Origin of the sequence: Mixta intestinalis (assembly GCF_009914055.1) — a bacterium.
Classification (GTDB): domain Bacteria; phylum Pseudomonadota; class Gammaproteobacteria; order Enterobacterales; family Enterobacteriaceae; genus Mixta; species Mixta intestinalis.
This window is the reverse complement of sequence record NZ_CP028271.1, coordinates 4,325,060-4,341,292: the sequence shown is the minus strand read 5'-3', so window position 1 is coordinate 4,341,292 and position 16,233 is coordinate 4,325,060. Positions and strand designations below refer to the sequence as shown.

At 53.0% G+C, this 16,233-nt stretch carries 20 protein-coding genes; 10 read left to right on the top strand and 10 right to left on the bottom strand.

From position 1 onward, the window contains the following. Nucleotides 1–156 precede the first annotated feature (156 nt). Nucleotides 157–1,377 (top strand): enterochelin esterase, encoded by a 1,221-nt coding sequence (gene fes / locus C7M51_RS20200; RefSeq protein ID WP_160623280.1) that lies wholly within the window; start codon nt 157–159, stop codon nt 1,375–1,377. Between the two features lie 52 nt (nt 1,378–1,429). Here fes and cgtA read toward each other — a convergent pair whose 3' ends face one another. The 3 genes from cgtA to rplU all read right to left on the bottom strand — a co-directional run bounded on the left by cgtA (nt 1,430) and on the right by rplU (nt 3,402). Beyond that, nucleotides 1,430–2,602, bottom strand: a complete 1,173-nt coding sequence (cgtA, locus tag C7M51_RS20195) for an Obg family GTPase CgtA (RefSeq protein WP_160623279.1) — start codon at nt 2,600–2,602, stop codon at nt 1,430–1,432. Between the two features lie 215 nt (nt 2,603–2,817). Then, entirely contained in the window at nt 2,818–3,075 is a 258-nt protein-coding gene (rpmA, locus tag C7M51_RS20190; RefSeq protein ID WP_160623278.1) for a 50S ribosomal protein L27, read from the bottom strand. 15 nt (nt 3,076–3,090) lie between these two features. Continuing rightward, nucleotides 3,091–3,402 (bottom strand): 50S ribosomal protein L21, encoded by a 312-nt coding sequence (gene rplU / locus C7M51_RS20185; RefSeq protein WP_141174786.1) that lies wholly within the window; start codon nt 3,400–3,402, stop codon nt 3,091–3,093. Nucleotides 3,403–3,660: 258 nt separating this feature from the next. On the opposite strand from rplU, the gene ispB reads away from it, so the two are divergent. Then, nucleotides 3,661–4,632, top strand: a complete 972-nt coding sequence (ispB, locus tag C7M51_RS20180) for an octaprenyl diphosphate synthase (protein WP_160623277.1) — start codon at nt 3,661–3,663, stop codon at nt 4,630–4,632. Nucleotides 4,633–4,975: 343 nt separating this feature from the next. Continuing rightward, entirely contained in the window at nt 4,976–5,251 is a 276-nt protein-coding gene (locus C7M51_RS20175; protein WP_160623276.1) for a helix-turn-helix domain-containing protein, read from the top strand. An 83-nt stretch (nt 5,252–5,334) separates the two neighbouring features. Here C7M51_RS20175 and murA read toward each other — a convergent pair whose 3' ends face one another. From murA to mlaF, 7 genes are all read right to left on the bottom strand, one after another. After that, nucleotides 5,335–6,591 carry a UDP-N-acetylglucosamine 1-carboxyvinyltransferase gene (gene murA, locus C7M51_RS20170; protein ID WP_160623275.1) on the bottom strand — a complete coding sequence of 419 codons (1,257 nt, stop codon included), beginning with the start codon at nt 6,589–6,591 and terminating at the stop codon, nt 5,335–5,337. Between the two features lie 68 nt (nt 6,592–6,659). Beyond that, entirely contained in the window at nt 6,660–6,914 is a 255-nt protein-coding gene (gene ibaG, locus C7M51_RS20165; protein ID WP_160623274.1) for a BolA family iron metabolism protein IbaG, read from the bottom strand. Between the two features lie 117 nt (nt 6,915–7,031). After that, on the bottom strand, nt 7,032–7,337 hold the full coding sequence (mlaB, locus tag C7M51_RS20160; protein WP_160623273.1) for a lipid asymmetry maintenance protein MlaB: 306 nt from the start codon (nt 7,335–7,337) through the stop codon (nt 7,032–7,034). Further along, complete coding sequence (mlaC, locus tag C7M51_RS20155; RefSeq protein WP_160623272.1) at nt 7,330–7,968, bottom strand: phospholipid-binding protein MlaC; 639 nt, start codon at nt 7,966–7,968, stop codon at nt 7,330–7,332. Before mlaC ends, mlaB begins: the two co-directional genes overlap by 8 nt. A 12-nt stretch (nt 7,969–7,980) precedes the next feature. Further along, nucleotides 7,981–8,523 carry an outer membrane lipid asymmetry maintenance protein MlaD gene (gene mlaD / locus C7M51_RS20150; RefSeq protein WP_160623271.1) on the bottom strand — a complete coding sequence of 181 codons (543 nt, stop codon included), beginning with the start codon at nt 8,521–8,523 and terminating at the stop codon, nt 7,981–7,983. Nucleotides 8,524–8,527: 4 nt separating this feature from the next. After that, complete coding sequence (gene mlaE / locus C7M51_RS20145) at nt 8,528–9,310, bottom strand: lipid asymmetry maintenance ABC transporter permease subunit MlaE (RefSeq protein WP_160623270.1); 783 nt, start codon at nt 9,308–9,310, stop codon at nt 8,528–8,530. A 7-nt stretch (nt 9,311–9,317) separates the two neighbouring features. Further along, nucleotides 9,318–10,130 carry a phospholipid ABC transporter ATP-binding protein MlaF gene (gene mlaF, locus C7M51_RS20140; protein ID WP_160623269.1) on the bottom strand — a complete coding sequence of 271 codons (813 nt, stop codon included), beginning with the start codon at nt 10,128–10,130 and terminating at the stop codon, nt 9,318–9,320. A 227-nt stretch (nt 10,131–10,357) separates the two neighbouring features. Between mlaF and C7M51_RS20135 the strand changes: the two genes are divergently transcribed. The 7 genes from C7M51_RS20135 to rpoN are packed head-to-tail and all read left to right on the top strand — an operon-like array spanning nt 10,358 to nt 16,229. After that, the gene (locus C7M51_RS20135) at nt 10,358–11,338 is read left to right on the top strand and encodes a calcium/sodium antiporter (protein WP_160623268.1); all 981 of its coding nucleotides are present in this window, start codon (nt 10,358–10,360) and stop codon (nt 11,336–11,338) included. 14 nt (nt 11,339–11,352) lie between these two features. Beyond that, entirely contained in the window at nt 11,353–12,339 is a 987-nt protein-coding gene (gene kdsD / locus C7M51_RS20130; protein ID WP_160623267.1) for an arabinose-5-phosphate isomerase KdsD, read from the top strand. 16 nt (nt 12,340–12,355) lie between these two features. Further along, the gene (gene kdsC, locus C7M51_RS20125; protein WP_160623266.1) at nt 12,356–12,922 is read left to right on the top strand and encodes a 3-deoxy-manno-octulosonate-8-phosphatase KdsC; all 567 of its coding nucleotides are present in this window, start codon (nt 12,356–12,358) and stop codon (nt 12,920–12,922) included. After that, nucleotides 12,919–13,494, top strand: a complete 576-nt coding sequence (lptC, locus tag C7M51_RS20120; protein WP_160623265.1) for an LPS export ABC transporter periplasmic protein LptC — start codon at nt 12,919–12,921, stop codon at nt 13,492–13,494. The genes kdsC and lptC overlap by 4 nt, the downstream gene beginning before the upstream one ends. Next, nucleotides 13,475–14,014: a lipopolysaccharide ABC transporter substrate-binding protein LptA gene (gene lptA, locus C7M51_RS20115; protein ID WP_425281024.1), complete on the top strand. Its 540-nt coding sequence runs from the start codon at nt 13,475–13,477 to the stop codon at nt 14,012–14,014. Before lptC ends, lptA begins: the two co-directional genes overlap by 20 nt. A gap of 5 nt (nt 14,015–14,019) precedes the next feature. Continuing rightward, nucleotides 14,020–14,745 carry an LPS export ABC transporter ATP-binding protein gene (lptB, locus tag C7M51_RS20110; protein ID WP_160623263.1) on the top strand — a complete coding sequence of 242 codons (726 nt, stop codon included), beginning with the start codon at nt 14,020–14,022 and terminating at the stop codon, nt 14,743–14,745. 47 nt (nt 14,746–14,792) lie between these two features. Continuing rightward, nucleotides 14,793–16,229 carry an RNA polymerase factor sigma-54 gene (gene rpoN, locus C7M51_RS20105; protein ID WP_160623262.1) on the top strand — a complete coding sequence of 479 codons (1,437 nt, stop codon included), beginning with the start codon at nt 14,793–14,795 and terminating at the stop codon, nt 16,227–16,229. Nucleotides 16,230–16,233: the final 4 nt, after the last annotated feature.

Below are 16,233 nucleotides of genomic sequence, written 5' to 3'. Positions count from 1 at the left end.
CGATAAACTTTCTCAGATGTCGTTGTCATTTTTTTTCCGTTAGTGATACAGCTTACTTACCTGTTAATAACCGGAAACAGATTATTGAAAATGATAATAGTTATCAATATTGTTATTATTTACAGGTAGTCATTCTGTTTTGTCCTGAGGAGCGTCATGACTTGTTCATTGCAGACAGGCAGCGAGGCCTGGTGGCAGTCCCGCATTCAGCAGGGTATTCCCGCTATTGTGGAAACCTCCGCCAGTAGCTGCCTTACACGTTTTTACTGGCGCGATCCGCAGGGCGACGAGCGCCACTCCACGACACAGCGCGTCTGGTTAAATATTAATGGCGTAACCGATCACCATCGTCAGCAACGTCCGTTTTCACTGGAGCGGATCGCTGGCACCGATGTCTGGCAGGGAGAAGTGAGGCTCAATTCACGCTGGCGCGGCAGCTACTGTTTAATTCCTGTCAGCGATACAGACGATTTTCCTGCTTCGCCGCCGGATGTAAATACGCTGCGCCAGTGGTGGAAGGCACATCTGCCCAACGCGATAGCCGATCCGCTCAATCCACTACGCAGCTGGCAAAATGGGCGCGGTCATCCGGTTTCGCCACTGCATATGCCTGACGCGCCGCCACAGGCGGGATGGCAGCAGTTGGATCGATCTCCCTTACGGGAGAACAATCGCCAGCCCGTCGCATACCGCTGGCACAGCGCTCGTCTGGCAAACCGACGTTCGGTGTGGCTGCTGCAAACCGGTGACGGGGATGCGCAGCGTCCGCTCGCTATTTTGCTGGATGGGCAGTTCTGGCTAAAGAGTATGCCCGCTGCGGCCGTGCTGGAATGGCTTACGCAACAGGGTCTGTTGCCTCCGGCCTGCTATCTTTTTATCGATTCAATGGGAACGACCCAGCGCGGGCAGGAACTGACCTGTAACGCTGATTTCTGGCTGGCGGTGCAGCATGAGCTACTACCGCAGGTAGGTGAATGGTTGCCCGTCTGGGACAGCCAGCTGCCAACGCTGGTAGCCGGGCAGAGCTATGGTGGCCTGGCGGCATTGTACGCAACACTTAACTGGCCCAACGTCTTTAACGGTGCGATATCGCTGTCCGGATCGTTTTGGTGGCCGGATCGTCATACTCCCGAAAGCGGAGGACGGCTGACGGAACAGCTGAAGCAGCAAATGGAAACAACGCAGCCACAGCGCCTCTGGCTGGAAGCCGGGCTGCATGAAAAGATTATATTGCAGTCGAACCGGATCCTGCTGCCGGTGTTACAGGCGCAGGGCCATCAGGTTTACTACCGCGAATTCGAAGGTGGGCACGATGCGCTCTGCTGGCGCGGTGGCCTGACGGATGGATTGCAGCGGCTATGGGGCGAACTGCGTTAAACCGCAATAAAAAAGCCCGGACGCGTCCGGGCCTTTAACAGGGAAAATGGTATCAACGCTGATAGATAATTTCGACGCCTTCGTCGTCATCTTCATCCCAGTCGTCATCCCACTCCTCATCCACTTCTTCTTCTGCCTGCTCCAGCGCTTCACGATGGTAATCATCCCACATGAATTCCGCTTTTTCAGGTTTCTTCTCTTCCTCTTCCGCCTCTTTCGGATGGTCGTTAAGGAAGGACATCACATCCCAGCACAGCGCATTCACACCGGTCTGGCTGGCAGCAGAAATGAGGTAATATTTATCATCCCAGCCCAGCGCCTCGGCGATCGCTTTAGCGCGCGCTTCCGCCTCTTCACGATCCAGCAGATCGATCTTGTTAAATACCAGCCAGCGCGACTTGTGGAAGAGTTTTTCACTGTATTTTTCCAGCTCACCGAGAATGATCCGGGCATTTTCTACCGGATCGGATTCATCAATCGGTGCCAGATCGATCAGATGCAACAGCACGCGGCAGCGTTCCAGATGTTTCAGGAAGCGGATGCCAAGCCCTGCACCTTCTGCTGCCCCTTCGATCAGGCCAGGAATATCAGCCACCACGAAGCTCTGCTCGCTATCCATACGCACTACGCCCAGGCTCGGTACCAGCGTCGTAAAGGGATAGTCGGCTACTTTGGGTTTCGCGGCGGAAACGGCGCGGATAAAGGTTGATTTACCGGCGTTCGGCAGCCCAAGCATCCCGACATCCGCCAGCAGCATCAGCTCCAGCTGCAAATCGCGTTTCTCGCCCGGTGTTCCCATCGTTTTCTGACGCGGCGTACGGTTAACCGACGATTTAAAGCGGGTGTTGCCCAGCCCGTGCCAGCCGCCCTTCGCTACCATTAACTTCTGCTCGTGGCGCGTCAGGTCACCCAGCGTTTCGCCGGTACCCTGATCGATAACGCGTGTCCCTACCGGCACTTTAATCACAACATCTTTACCGCGCTTACCGGTACAGTCACGGCTTTGGCCATTCTGACCGCGCTCGGCACGAAACGATTTTTCAAAGCGATAATCGATCAGCGTGTTAAGATTTTCATCTGCCAGCAGATACACGTCGCCACCGTCGCCACCGTCGCCGCCATCAGGGCCGCCTTTCGGAATATATTTTTCACGACGGAAGCTGACACAACCGTTGCCGCCATCGCCTGCGACAACCAGAATTGTCGCTTCATCAACAAACTTCATTTACCTTCTCCGTAAATCATCCACCTGGCAACCGGCGGCATAGCCGGTGCGGCTTGTTCCGCCGAGGCCATAAGCGATGACCCGTTGCGGAAAGACTGTACATAAAGTGTACAGCAAATCAGGCAGGCTCAAAATGTAAAAAGCCCCGCAATGCTCTGCGGGGCTTTCAAACTCTGGCAGGCCGATCGAATCAATCAACCCGCAGCACGATAACCTTACTCAGCAACGATGCTGACGTATTTACGGTTTTTCGGGCCTTTAACTTCGAATTTCACTTTACCGTCTGCGGTAGCAAACAGCGTGTGGTCACGGCCAAGACCAACATTGGTACCGGCGTGGAATTTGGTGCCACGCTGACGAACGATGATGTTGCCGGCCAGAACAGATTCACCGCCGAAACGTTTTACGCCCAGGCGCTGTGCATTAGAGTCGCGACCGTTACGTGTTGAGCCGCCAGCCTTTTTGTGTGCCATTTGTCAGATCTCCTCTCAGGCGCTGATGCCAGTGATTTTCACATCAGTGAACCACTGACGGTGGCCTTGCTGCTTACGGTAGTGTTTACGACGACGAAACTTAACGATTTTAATTTTCTCGCCACGACCATGAGCAACAACTTCTGCTTTGATCACGCCACCTGAAACCAGTGGTGCGCCGATAGTCACGTCGTCACCATTAGCAATCATCAGAACCTGATCGAACTCAATTGTTTCGCCGGTTGCGATGTCCAGCTTTTCCAGGCGAACGGTTTGACCTTCGCTTACTCGGTGTTGTTTACCACCACTTTGGAAAACCGCGTACATATAAAACTCCGCTTCTGCGCATGCCCTCTTCAATTGTCAGGCGGCGCGATAAAATATTCACAATAGGGCGCGAATTCTACGCAAAATTCCCTGCGTTGACAAGAGGACATAGCAAAGGATTGCAGAAAAAAAACGCAGCGCCATACTCGGGATTCCAGAGTCTCGTTTTTCAAGTACAATCTGTAATACATTACATCCCACAGACATGGGCAAAGTCGCTTAACATGGCGCTGAACAGAGCAATAGCTGAACAGACTGATGAATTTAGAACAAATTAATGAATTAACCGCGCAGGATATGGCGGCCGTCAACGAGACCATTCTCTCACAGCTGAATTCAGATGTTTCGCTCATCAATCAGTTGGGTTACTACATCATCAGCGGCGGCGGCAAACGTATTCGCCCGATGATCGCTATCCTTGCGGCACGTGCGCTGGGCTACGAAGGCAGCCAGCATGTCACTATCGCCGCGCTGATTGAATTTATTCATACGGCGACGCTGCTGCATGACGACGTGGTGGATGAATCGGATATGCGCCGTGGTAAAGCGACGGCCAATGCTGCCTTTGGTAACGCAGCCAGCGTACTGGTTGGTGATTTTATCTATACGCGCGCCTTTCAGATGATGACCAGCCTCGGTTCACTGCGTGTACTGGAACTGATGTCAGAAGCGGTGAATGTTATCGCCGAAGGCGAAGTACTACAGCTGATGAACTGTAACGATCCGGATATCACCGAAGAGAGTTACATGCATGTTATCTACAGCAAAACCGCGCGTCTGTTCGAGGCGGCGGCGCAATCCTCCGGTATTCTTGCTGGTGCGACAGCAGCTGAAGAACAGGCGTTGCAGGCATATGGCCGCTATATCGGCACCGCTTTCCAGCTGATTGACGATCTTCTCGATTACAGCGCGGATGGTCAGACGCTGGGTAAAAACGTAGGCGACGATCTGAGCGAAGGTAAACCGACGTTGCCACTGCTGCATGCGATGCGCCACGGCAATACCCAGCAGGCAGCGATGATTCGCGAGGCGATCGAGCAAGGTAATGGGCGTCATTTGCTGGAGCCGGTACTGGAAACCATGCGTCAATGCGGCTCGCTGGAGTGGACGCGCAATCGCGCCGAAGAGGAAGCAGATAAGGCTATCGCCGCTTTGCAGGCGTTGCCTGAATCTCCCTGGCGCAGCGCGCTTGAAGCGCTTGCCCATATGGCCGTACAGCGCGACTCCTGATAACTGGCTTAACGGGAGCGCTGCCGCATGCAGTCTCCCGCTTTTCTCTTTTCCTTTCCCCAACGCCTTTCCGATACTTTCCCAATTTTATGGGATAGCCCGATGACGGCCCTGCGCTGTTGCAGCGGTTATTAGATATTTTGCGAAGAAAGGCACAATTTACCAGCATTAATCAAAAATTACTGGAAACATATGGAACCAGTTTGCTATAAAAAACCAACCATAACTCAATAGGTAAGTCGACTTTTTGAAATTATCTAATTTTTCTTAAATAAGAATATCTTGATGACTCTTAAAACATCCATGGTTCCATAAAGAAATTGTGCATAGGGAGAGATGCGCTATGAATAAAAGCAAGTATCACAAACACGACTGGCATCCCGCCGATATCATTGCTGCTCTGCATAAAAAGGGAACGTCCCTGGCGGCGGTCTCACGCCAGGCTGGCCTTAGCTCATCTACGCTGGCAAACGCACTTAATCGTCCCTGGCCCAAAGGAGAATGGCTTATAGCGGACGCCATCGCCGTGCACCCGGCGGAGATCTGGCCCAGCCGCTATTACGATCCTAAAACGAACCGGCTGATCGATCGTAAAAAATTGATCCGTTCTCGCTCCTGATAACACCGGGGCAAAAAAAAGCTCCCGCTTACGGGAGCTGTTTTCATTCATCTTTTCCGATCCGATCGATCTGGCAGAGCAACCTATTCGCTTACGCGCTCAATGTTGGCACCCATCGCAATCAGTTTATCTTCGATATGCTCATAGCCACGATCGATATGATAGATACGATCCACTAAGGTTGTGCCTTCAGCGATACAACCCGCAAGCACCAGACAGGCGGAAGCACGCAGATCGGTTGCCATCACCTGTGCGCCAGAAAGCCTTTCCACGCCGTGACAAATAGCCGTATTGCTCTCGATCTCCGCATGCGCTCCCATACGGATCAGCTCCGGGATGTGCATAAAACGATTTTCGAAGATGGTTTCAGTAATGACGCCCGTACCTTCTGCTACCAGGTTCAGCAGCGTGAACTGCGCCTGCATGTCCGTAGGGAAACCCGGATGCGGCGCAGTGCGTACATTTACCGCTTTCGGACGCTTGCCATGCATATCAAGGCTAATCCAGTCTTCACCTGTCTCGATCTCGGCACCCGCTTCGCGCAGCTTCGCCAGCACCGCATCCAGCGTATCCGGCTGGGTTTTATGGCAGACAACTTTACCGCCGGAGATCGCGGCAGCCACCAGAAACGTCCCGGTTTCAATACGATCCGGCAACACGCGATAAACGCCGCCGCCCAGACGCTCAACCCCTTCGATGGTGATGCGATCGCCGCCTGCGCCGCTGATCTTCGCCCCAAGCGCGTTTAAAAAGTTTGCGGTATCGACAATTTCCGGTTCACGCGCGGCATTTTCAATAACCGTGGTGCCCGTAGCCAGCGTAGCCGCTGACATAATGGTTACCGTCGCGCCTACGCTCACCTTATCCATTACGATGTGCGCGCCTTTCAGCCGCCCGTTGACGGAAGCTTTGACATAGCCTTCTTCCAGTTTGATTTCAGCACCCAGCTGCTCCAGACCGGTAATATGCAGATCGACCGGGCGCGCGCCGATAGCACAGCCGCCGGGTAGCGAAACCTGGCCCTGTCCAAAACGAGCAACCAGCGGCCCCAGCGCCCAGATGGAGGCGCGCATGGTTTTCACCAGCTCATAAGGCGCGCAGTAAACGTCAACCTTACTGGCATCAAGATGCACTGAGCCATTGCGCTCTGTTTTTACCCCCAGCTGGCTCAGCAGCTTCATCGTGGTATCAATGTCCTTTAGCTTAGGGACATTTTGAATCTCTACCGGCTCTTCAGCCAGTAAAGCGGCGAACAGGATCGGTAGCGCGGCATTTTTAGCGCCGGAGATGGTAACTTCACCACTCAACCGGGTCGGACCCTGTACACGAAATTTATCCATTGCAACTGCTCTCTGTTGTCAGAACTCAAAGGGCCGTTGAGTCGCGGACAGTATGCCGCGCCAACAGCTTAAAAACCGTTCAGCTTACGATCCCTTTCCCACTCTTCAGGAGTGTAGGTTTTGATCGAAACCGCATGGATACGGTTATCGGCGATATATTCCATTAACGGTGCAAAAACCGTCTGCTGTTTCTTCACGCGGCTCAGCTCACTAAAGAGTTCACCGACGGCAATAACCTGAAAATGGCTGCCGTCACCGCTAACGTGGACTTCTTTCAACGGCAGGGCGTTCATCAGCACTGCCTGGATTTCACTATTTTCCATGATTTTTCTGGATTCGGTTGATGATAAACAGGCTGACATAGTAGTTGAAAGCGCATTTATCTTAAATAAGCAAAAAGCCCCTGAAAATCCAGGGGCTTAATAAAGACGCGCTGCCGATCAGGCAGTATCATCAGCAGAAACAATGATCTGCTGTAAATTGTACAGCGTGATCAACGAATGCAATTTATCCGTAACGCCGCGAAAAACCGGCGCGGCTCCCTGCTGTTGCGCAATCTGGCGCAGATGTACCAGCAGCGCCAGACCTGCGGAATCAACACGTTGCAGAGCGGAGACATCGATAGCAGCGATATTTTGCATAGCGGTTTCCCGCTGTTGCCACAGGCCGAGCAGCGTTTCCCGATCGAGCTCTCCCTGAAGAAAAAGCGTCCCGGCCTCAATACGCCAGCTCAGGTGATCAGCCATTGTTTTTCTGATCCAGCGTAATAGGCTGCGCCGCGTAGTTTTTCAGCAGCTGCGTCAGGCCATCAATACCTTTTGTACGCAGCGTATCGCTCCATTCGTTCTGCTTGGTGGTAATCATGCTGATCCCTTCAGCAATCATGTCATAGGCCTGCCAGTTACCGGTACGGCTGTTTTTACGCCACTGAAAATCGAGGCGAACCGGCGGACGACCGTTAGGATCGATAATGGTCACACGGATGGCGATAATGCTGGCATCACCCAGCGGCTGCTCCGGCGCAATTTGATAAGTCTGCCCGTGATAGAGCGCCAGCGCCTGACCATAGGCCTGCGCCAGATAATCGCCGAAGGCTTTAAAGTAAGCGTCGCGCTGTTCCGGCGTTGCTTCTCGATAGTAACGGCCCAGCACCAGCGCGCCAGCATATTTCACCTGCACATAGGGTAAAAGTTCCTGACGTACAATATCACGCAGGTAGTTAGGGTCCTGCTTAATTTTAGGCTGTTCATTCTTCAGGCGGGTAAAGGTCTTTTGCGCCGCCTCGTTCATGAGCTTATAAGGGTTGCTTTGGTCTGCCGCATTCGCCGCCAGCGGCGCGATAACCAGCATCGCGACCATCAGTAAACGTTTAAACATACGTATAGCCTCTTAAGGTTGTTCCGGTGTGGCCGGAGCGGATTGTGCCGCAGGTGCGCCCTGCTCCTGCTGATTGCTCTGGTTACCATCGCCGCTCTTATACAAGAACTGACCGATCAGATCTTCCAGCACCAGCGCTGATTTCGTGTCCTGTAGCGTATCGCCATCTTTCAGGATCGCCGTCCCCATTTCAGGATCGTCGAACCCGACGTTTAGCGACAGGTATTGCTCCCCAAGCAGCCCCTGGGTACGAATTGCCAGTGAGCTGGTATCGGGTAAATGGTTATATCTGTCTTCAATCGCCATCGTAACGCGCGGCGACAGGGTTTTCTCATCCAGCGAGATATCGGTCACGCGCCCGATCACCACCCCGCCAATTTTTACCGGCGAACTGGTTTTCAGTCCGCCAATATTGTCGAACGTCGCATACAGTTTCCATGTCGGCTCGGTGCCCAGCGATTTCACGTCCGCTACGCGCAGGCAGAGAAACAGGATGGCAACCAGCGCCAGCAGCATAAACGCACCGACCCAAATTTCACTTTTTTTGGTTTGCATTGCTTTAGTTCCCAAACATCAGTGCTGTTAGCACGAAATCTAAACCGAGTACCGCCAGCGACGCATGTACTACCGTACGCGTCGTAGCCCGACTGATCCCTTCAGAAGTTGGGATCGCATCATAGCCATTAAATAAGGCGATCCAGGTAACGGTGATGGCAAATACCGCACTCTTAATCAGGCAGTTAACAACATCGACGCGAAAATCGACCGCATTCTGCATCGCAGACCAGAAAAAGCCAGCGTCAATGCCCTTCCAGCTTACGCCTACCAGCGCCCCGCCCCAGATGCCTACCGCGGTAAAAATCATCGTCAGCAGCGGCATACTGATAAAGCCCGCCCAGAAGCGCGGCGATATCACCCGGCGCAGCGGATCGACCGCCATCATTTCCATACTGGAAAGTTGTTCTGTTGCTTTCATCAGGCCGATTTCCGCTGTTAACGCCGAGCCTGCCCGCCCGGCAAACAGCAGCGCGGTGACCACCGGTCCCAGTTCACGCAGCAGCGACAGTGCCACCAGCATCCCGAGGCTGGTTTCAGCGCTATAGGTTGTCAGTACCAGATAACCTTGCAGGCCCAGCACCATGCCGATAAACAAGCCGGAAACCAGGATAATCAGCAGTGACATAACCCCAACGCTGTAAAGCTGTTTAACCAGCAACGGCGCATGTTTGCGAAACTCCGGCTTGCCGACCAGCGCATGAAACAGCATCAGTCCTGCGCGCCCAAAAGAGGCACAGGTACGAATCCCTTGGCGACCCAGCGACGCCAGAGCTTGTAAAAACATCAGCTTATTAACTCCCTGAACCGATCAGATCGGTAAAATAGTCGCCAGCCGGATAGCGAAAAGGCACCGGCCCATCAGCAATACCGTCGATGAACTGGCGTACACGCGCATCCGGGTTTTCCTGTAGCGCCTGTGTCGTTCCCTGAGCGATAACTTTTTGTCCGGCCACAATATAGGCGTAATCCGCAATGCTCAAGACCTCTGGCACATCATGCGATACCACAATGCAGGTCATGCCCAGAGCATGATTCAGCTCATCGATCAGTTTAACCAGTACGCCCATAGTAATGGGATCCTGACCGACAAAAGGCTCATCGAACATAATCAGATCCGGCTCCAGCGCAATCGCTCGCGCCAGCGCCGCTCGGCGTGCCATACCGCCCGACAGTTCAGAGGGCATGAGATCTGCCGCCCCACGCAGACCGACCGCCTCCAGCTTCATCATGACGGTGCTATGCAACAGCGCGGGCGGCAAACGGGTGTGCTCACGTAGCGGCCAGGCGACATTCTCATAGACATTGAGATCGGTAAACAGCGCCCCGGACTGGAATAACATGCTCATGCGCTTACGTATCTCATACAGCCGGGAGCGTGAAAGCGTTGGAATATTTTCTCCATCAAACCAGATCTCACCGGCATCTGGCTGTAGCTGCCCTCCGATCAGACGCAGCAGCGTAGTTTTACCGATGCCGGAAGGCCCCATGATGGCGGTGACTTTTCCTTTCGGCACCGTTAACGAGATATTGTCGAAAATGGTGCGATCGCCACGTGTAAAACTTACGCCGTGAACCTCAACCAAATTCGTGGATGGCTGGTGCATTGCTACCTCTGTTATCCATTTCAGGCGATTCAGATCGAATATGTTAAGCGTACTTTAAATGCAATAGCCGCGAGTTTTACAGAAACTTACCGCCTCGTCGTGGCGAAAACAGGCATACGTTTTACTTTTTGCTCGCAGGCGGTCAAAATCATCGCCATTCTTTTTGCAACGCCCGCAAAATGACGAGCCAGGCAAACCGACAAGTATAACCGATCCAAGGATTTTTCATGCTTTTAGCCACTGCACTGTTAGTTATCGGTTTAGTTTTACTGGTTTACGGTGCCGATCGTTTAGTGTTTAGTGCCGCCATACTTTGCCGCTCGTTAGGCGTCCCACCCATTATTATCGGCATGACAATTGTCGGTATCGGCACTTCGCTGCCGGAACTGATTGTTTCTTTTACGGCTGCCACACACGGGCAGATGGATATGGCTGTCGGTACGGCGATGGGTTCGAACATCACCAACATCCTGCTGATCCTCGGCGGCGCGGCGTTGCTGCACCCCCTGACGGTGCATTCCCGCCTGGTGCGACGCGAATTGCCGTTGATGCTGTTGGTGACGCTATTGTGCGGCGTCATGCTGGTCGATAACCAGTTAAGCCGCGGCGACGGCGTTGCGCTGGTAGTGATTGCGCTTCTTTATCTGCTGTATATTATTCGCATCGCACGCCGCGCCGAGCAGAATAACAACGATACGCTGACGCGGGAACAGGTAGCGGAACTGCCGCGCGATGACGCGGGCAATACCGTTGCGTTTTTATGGCTGGCGGTCGCGCTGATCATTCTGCCAATGTCGACCCGCATGGTAATTGATAATGCCTCGGTCATTGCCGATTACCTTGGGGTTAGCGAGCTGGTGATTGGTCTGACCATCATCTCTGTTGGCACCAGTCTACCGGAGCTGGCTACGGTCATTGCAGGCGCATTAAAAGGAGAAGATGATATTGCCATCGGCAATCTTATCGGTTCCAACATTTATAATATTGCCATTGTGCTTGGCCTGCCGGCACTGTTCCAGCCCGGCTCGCTCGACAGCGCCGCTTTCGCGCGTGACTACTGGATTATGCTGGGCGTCAGCGCTCTGTTTATGCTTATTTGCCTGCAGCGTAGCCGCCGTATTGGGCGCATTAAAGGCGCTATTTTGCTGGTCGGCTTCGTTGTCTGGATAGCGGTACTCTACCTGGAACCACTCTATCTCATTGGATAAAGGACTGAATATCAATGTCTCACCTCATACTCGAACCAGGCTTTGATTTCCAACAGGCTGGTAAAGAAGTGCTCCATATTGAACGCCAGGGGCTGGAACAGCTCGATCAGTATATTAATGATGATTTCACTCGCGCCTGTGAAATGATGTTTCACTGCCAGGGAAAAGTAGTAGTGATGGGCATGGGCAAGTCAGGGCATATCGGTAAAAAGATGGCGGCCACTTTCGCCAGTACCGGTACGCCAGCCTTTTTTGTGCACCCGGGCGAAGCCAGCCACGGCGATCTGGGGATGGTCACTGCGAATGATGTGGTTATCGCTATCTCCAATTCGGGTGAATCGAACGAAATTATGGCGCTGATTCCGGTACTAAAAAGGTTAAAGGTAGCGCTGATCTGTCTGACAAGCCGTCCGGAAAGTAATATGGCGCGCGCTGCAGATATCCATCTCTGTGTTAAAGTACCTCAGGAAGCTTGCCCGCTGGGACTGGCACCGACCTCCAGCACCACCGCGACGCTGGTGATGGGCGATGCGCTGGCCGTTGCGTTGCTGAAGGCGCGTGGTTTTACCGCCGAAGATTTCGCCCTGTCCCATCCCGGCGGCGCGCTGGGACGCAAACTGCTGCTGCGCGTCAGTGATATCATGCACAGCGGCGACGAGATCCCTCACGTAACTAAAGATGCATCATTACGTGATGCGCTACTGGAAATTACGCGCAAGAATCTGGGCATGACGGCTATCGTGGACGATCTGATGCAGATTCAGGGCGTGTTCACCGATGGTGATCTACGCCGCGTATTTGATATGGGAATTGATTTCCAGCAGGCTTCTATCGCCAGCGTTATGACTCCTGGCGGCATACGCGTTCGTCCCGGAATGTTGGCCGTGGACGCCCTGAACCTGATGCAAAGTAAACATATTACTGCCGTAATGGTTGCCGATGGCGATCAGTTGATTGGCGTAGTACACATGCATGACATGCTACGCGCGGGCGTAGTGTAATCTGATGGAAATAAGTATGACGCAACAACCGGACGCCGTAGAGACCTGCTACGGCGCAGTAAGCCAGGATGTTATCACGCGCGCCGGGGCGATCCGCCTGCTGATCTGCGACGTAGACGGCGTCATGTCTGATGGCCTGATTTATATGGGCAACAGCGGTGAAGAGCTTAAGGCATTTAACGTACGTGACGGTTATGGCATTCGTTGCCTGCTGACTTCCGATATCGAGGTAGCCATTATCACTGGCCGCCAGGCTAAGCTACTGGAAGATCGCTGTCAGACGCTGGGCATTACACATCTTTACCAGGGGCAATCTGATAAGCTTTTGGCCTTCCGGGAACTTCTGGATACACTGTCGTTAAGTCCTGAGCAGGTTGCCTATATTGGCGATGACCTCATTGACTGGCCGGTAATGGCACAGGTTGGGTTGAGCGTGGCGGTGGCCGATGCACACCCGCTGTTGCTGGAACGTGCGAATTACGTCACCCGAATTGCTGGCGGGCGCGGCGCGGTACGTGAAGTCTGCGATCTGATCTTGATCGCCCAGGAGAAGTTTGATGATGCCAAAGGGTTGTCAATATGAGTAAAACCAGGCGTTGGCTAACGTTACTGCTGGGGTTAATCGCCATCATCTTGATCGGCTGGAACCTTGCTGGCAATGATAACGATCGGACGCCGGTAGAGACAAATAATCAGGAACCTACCTATACCAGCGCGAATTCCAGCACCGTGGTGTATAACCCGACGGGAGCGCTCAGCTATAAGCTGGTTTCGGATAAAGTGACCTGGTTCGCGGCGGAAGAAATCAGCTGGTTTGATAATCCGTTGATGACCACCTATGACGAAAACAAAATACCTGCCTGGTCAGTTCGTGCGGATAAAGCCAAACTGACTAAAGACCGTATGCTGTATCTTTATGGTCACGTTGAGGTTAATAGCCTGACGAAAGATGCTCAGATTGATCGCATCAAAACCGACAATGCGCAGGTCAATCTGGTAACGCAGGACGTGCAATCTGACGACCAGGTAACGCTTTATGGCCGCAGCTTTAACTCCACAGGTATGAAGATGCGCGGTAATTTACGGACAAAAACGGCCGAGCTGATTGAAAAGGTCAAAACCAATTATGAAATCAATGCACAATCGCAGCCTTAACCTGCTGCTTCTAAGTACACTGCTGGCTACCAGCGTTCCGGCGCTGGCGCTAACGGGTGATTCTGACAAACCCGTTAACATTGATTCTGCTAACCAGGCACTGGATCTCCAGGGTAACGTAGCCACCTTTACCGGCAACGTTATCGTTACCCAGGGTTCGATCAAAATTACTGCCGATAAAGTGGTGGTTACACGCCCTGATGGCGATAGCAAAAAAACTATCGTTGACGCTTATGGTAATCCCGCCACTTTTTATCAGTTGCAGGATAACGGCAAACCGGTTAAAGGCCATGCGCAGAAAATGCGCTACGAGCTGGCAAAGGATTTCGTTGAGTTAACGGGCAACGCTTATATCGAACAACTGGACAGTAATGTCAAAGGCGATCGCATCACCTATCTGGTAAAAGAGCAGAAAATGCAGGCGTTCAGCCAGGGCGAAAACAAACGCGTCACGACAGTTCTTGTACCTTCGCAGCTGCAGGACAAAAACGCATCCAACAGCCAAAAAAAGAGTAACTGATTCGTATGGCAACACTACTCGCTGAAAATCTGGCAAAGGCCTATAAGGGCCGCCGCGTGGTGGAGGATGTCAGCCTTCAGGTAAAATCTGGCGAAATTGTTGGCCTGCTGGGGCCAAATGGTGCAGGCAAAACCACGACGTTCTATATGGTAGTGGGTATTGTGCCACGTGATGCCGGACGTATCGTCATTGACGATGAAGACATCAGTATTTTGCCGCTTCACGCGCGCGCGCGTCGTGGTATTGGCTATCTGCCGCAGGAAGCCTCCATATTTCGTCGCCTGAGTGTTTATGACAACCTGATGGCCGTTCTGCAGGTTCGTGACGACCTGACAACGGAGCAGCGTCAGGATCGCGCTAAAGAGCTGATGGAAGAATTCCATATCGAACATCTGCGCGATAGCCTGGGTCAATCGCTTTCCGGCGGGGAACGCCGACGCGTGGAAATTGCTCGCGCACTGGCGGCGAATCCAAAGTTTATCCTGCTGGATGAACCCTTTGCCGGGGTCGACCCCATTTCCGTTATCGATATCAAAAAAATTATTGAACACCTGCGCGATAGCGGGCTGGGCGTATTAATCACCGATCATAACGTGCGTGAAACGCTGGCCGTTTGCGAACGCGCCTACATCGTCAGCCAGGGGCGTCTGATTGCCCACGGCACGCCGGAAGCCATTCTGGAAGATGAGCAGGTGAAACGGGTCTATTTGGGTGAAGAGTTCAGACTCTGATATGGTGTGGTTATAACAGTGTTTTACCGGGAATCGTTATTCTGAATATGAAGCAAGGTTTGCAACTCAGGCTCAGCCAACAGCTCGCCATGACACCGCAGCTGCAACAGGCAATTCGTTTGCTGCAGCTTTCGACGCTGGAACTTCAACAGGAGATTCAGCTGGCGCTGGAGAGCAACCCGTTGCTTGAGCAGACCGATAATATCCACGAAGAGGTTGAGTCTCGCGAGGCGCCGGAGAGCGAAATGCTCGATACGCGAGAAGCGCTTGAGCAAAAGGATATGCCGGAAGAGTTGCCGCTTGATGCCACATGGGATGAAATTTATACCGCAGGTACGCCATCAGGTACCGGCACCGACTACCGTGACGATGAGCTTCCGGTCTATCAGGGAGAAACCACGCAGTCGCTGCAGGACTATCTGATGTGGCAGGTAGAGCTAACGCCGTTTACCGACACCGATCGCGCTATTGCCACCTCTATTGTCGATGCTATCGACGATACCGGTTATCTTACCGTTACGCTGGAAGATATTCGCGACAGCATGGGCGATGAAGAGATTGCGCTGGATGAAGTCGAGGCGGTGTTAAAACGAATCCAGCGTTTCGATCCCGTCGGCGTAGGCGCTCGTGACCTGCGCGACTGCCTGCTGGTGCAGCTTTCCCAGTTCGCCGCCGATACACCGTGGCTCGCGGAGGCGCAGCTAATCGTCAGCGAGCATCTTGATCTGCTGGCTAATCACGATTTCCGCAGCCTGATGCGCATAACCCGGTTGAAAGAAGAAGTATTAAAAGAGGCGATGGCGCTGATTCAGTCACTCGATCCACGCCCGGGTCAGTCGGTCAATACCGGTGAGCCGGAGTATGTGATCCCGGATGTGCTGGTACGTAAAACGGGTAACCGCTGGACGGTGGAGTTAAACAGCGATAGCGTGCCGCGTCTGAAAATTAATCAGCAATATGCCGCGCTGGGCAGTTCAGCACGCAACGACAGCGACAGCCAGTTTATTCGTACTAATCTGCAAGAAGCTAAGTGGCTGATTAAAAGCCTTGAAAGCCGCAACGATACGTTACTTAAGGTCACGCGCTGTATTGTTGAACAGCAGCAGGCTTTCTTTGAGCAGGGCGAAGAATTTATGCGCCCGATGGTGCTGGCAGATATTGCCCAGGCCGTAGATATGCATGAATCAACCATTTCTCGCGTGACTACGCAAAAATATTTGCACAGTCCACGCGGAATCTTTGAGCTGAAATATTTTTTCTCCAGCCACGTCAATACCGAAGGCGGTGGCGAAGCCTCGTCAACGGCGATTCGCGCGCTGGTAAAAAAACTCATCTCGGCGGAAAACCCCGCCAAACCGCTGAGCGACAGCAAGCTCACTGCCATGCTGTCCGATCAGGGCATTATGGTAGCGCGCCGCACCGTCGCGAAGTATCGAGAGTCTTTATCTATCCCGCCATCAAATCAGCGTAAACAGCTGGTTTGATACT

Coding starts and splice junctions, on each gene's coding strand:
- kdsD (WP_160623267.1), top strand. CDS start 11,353: ATGTCTCACCTCATACTCGAACCAGGCTTTGATTTCCAACAGGCTGGT.
- mlaE (WP_160623270.1), bottom strand. CDS start 9,310: ATGTTTTTACAAGCTCTGGCGTCGCTGGGTCGCCAAGGGATTCGTACC.
- lptA (WP_425281024.1), top strand. CDS start 13,475: ATGCACAATCGCAGCCTTAACCTGCTGCTTCTAAGTACACTGCTGGCT.
- mlaF (WP_160623269.1), bottom strand. CDS start 10,130: ATGCACCAGCCATCCACGAATTTGGTTGAGGTTCACGGCGTAAGTTTT.
- C7M51_RS20175 (WP_160623276.1), top strand. CDS start 4,976: ATGAATAAAAGCAAGTATCACAAACACGACTGGCATCCCGCCGATATC.
- rpoN (WP_160623262.1), top strand. CDS start 14,793: ATGAAGCAAGGTTTGCAACTCAGGCTCAGCCAACAGCTCGCCATGACA.
- mlaC (WP_160623272.1), bottom strand. CDS start 7,968: ATGTTTAAACGTTTACTGATGGTCGCGATGCTGGTTATCGCGCCGCTG.
- ibaG (WP_160623274.1), bottom strand. CDS start 6,914: ATGGAAAATAGTGAAATCCAGGCAGTGCTGATGAACGCCCTGCCGTTG.
- murA (WP_160623275.1), bottom strand. CDS start 6,591: ATGGATAAATTTCGTGTACAGGGTCCGACCCGGTTGAGTGGTGAAGTT.
- lptB (WP_160623263.1), top strand. CDS start 14,020: ATGGCAACACTACTCGCTGAAAATCTGGCAAAGGCCTATAAGGGCCGC.
- C7M51_RS20135 (WP_160623268.1), top strand. CDS start 10,358: ATGCTTTTAGCCACTGCACTGTTAGTTATCGGTTTAGTTTTACTGGTT.
- fes (WP_160623280.1), top strand. CDS start 157: ATGACTTGTTCATTGCAGACAGGCAGCGAGGCCTGGTGGCAGTCCCGC.
- lptC (WP_160623265.1), top strand. CDS start 12,919: ATGAGTAAAACCAGGCGTTGGCTAACGTTACTGCTGGGGTTAATCGCC.
- rplU (WP_141174786.1), bottom strand. CDS start 3,402: ATGTACGCGGTTTTCCAAAGTGGTGGTAAACAACACCGAGTAAGCGAA.
- cgtA (WP_160623279.1), bottom strand. CDS start 2,602: ATGAAGTTTGTTGATGAAGCGACAATTCTGGTTGTCGCAGGCGATGGC.
- mlaD (WP_160623271.1), bottom strand. CDS start 8,523: ATGCAAACCAAAAAAAGTGAAATTTGGGTCGGTGCGTTTATGCTGCTG.
- rpmA (WP_160623278.1), bottom strand. CDS start 3,075: ATGGCACACAAAAAGGCTGGCGGCTCAACACGTAACGGTCGCGACTCT.
- kdsC (WP_160623266.1), top strand. CDS start 12,356: ATGACGCAACAACCGGACGCCGTAGAGACCTGCTACGGCGCAGTAAGC.
- ispB (WP_160623277.1), top strand. CDS start 3,661: ATGAATTTAGAACAAATTAATGAATTAACCGCGCAGGATATGGCGGCC.
- mlaB (WP_160623273.1), bottom strand. CDS start 7,337: ATGGCTGATCACCTGAGCTGGCGTATTGAGGCCGGGACGCTTTTTCTT.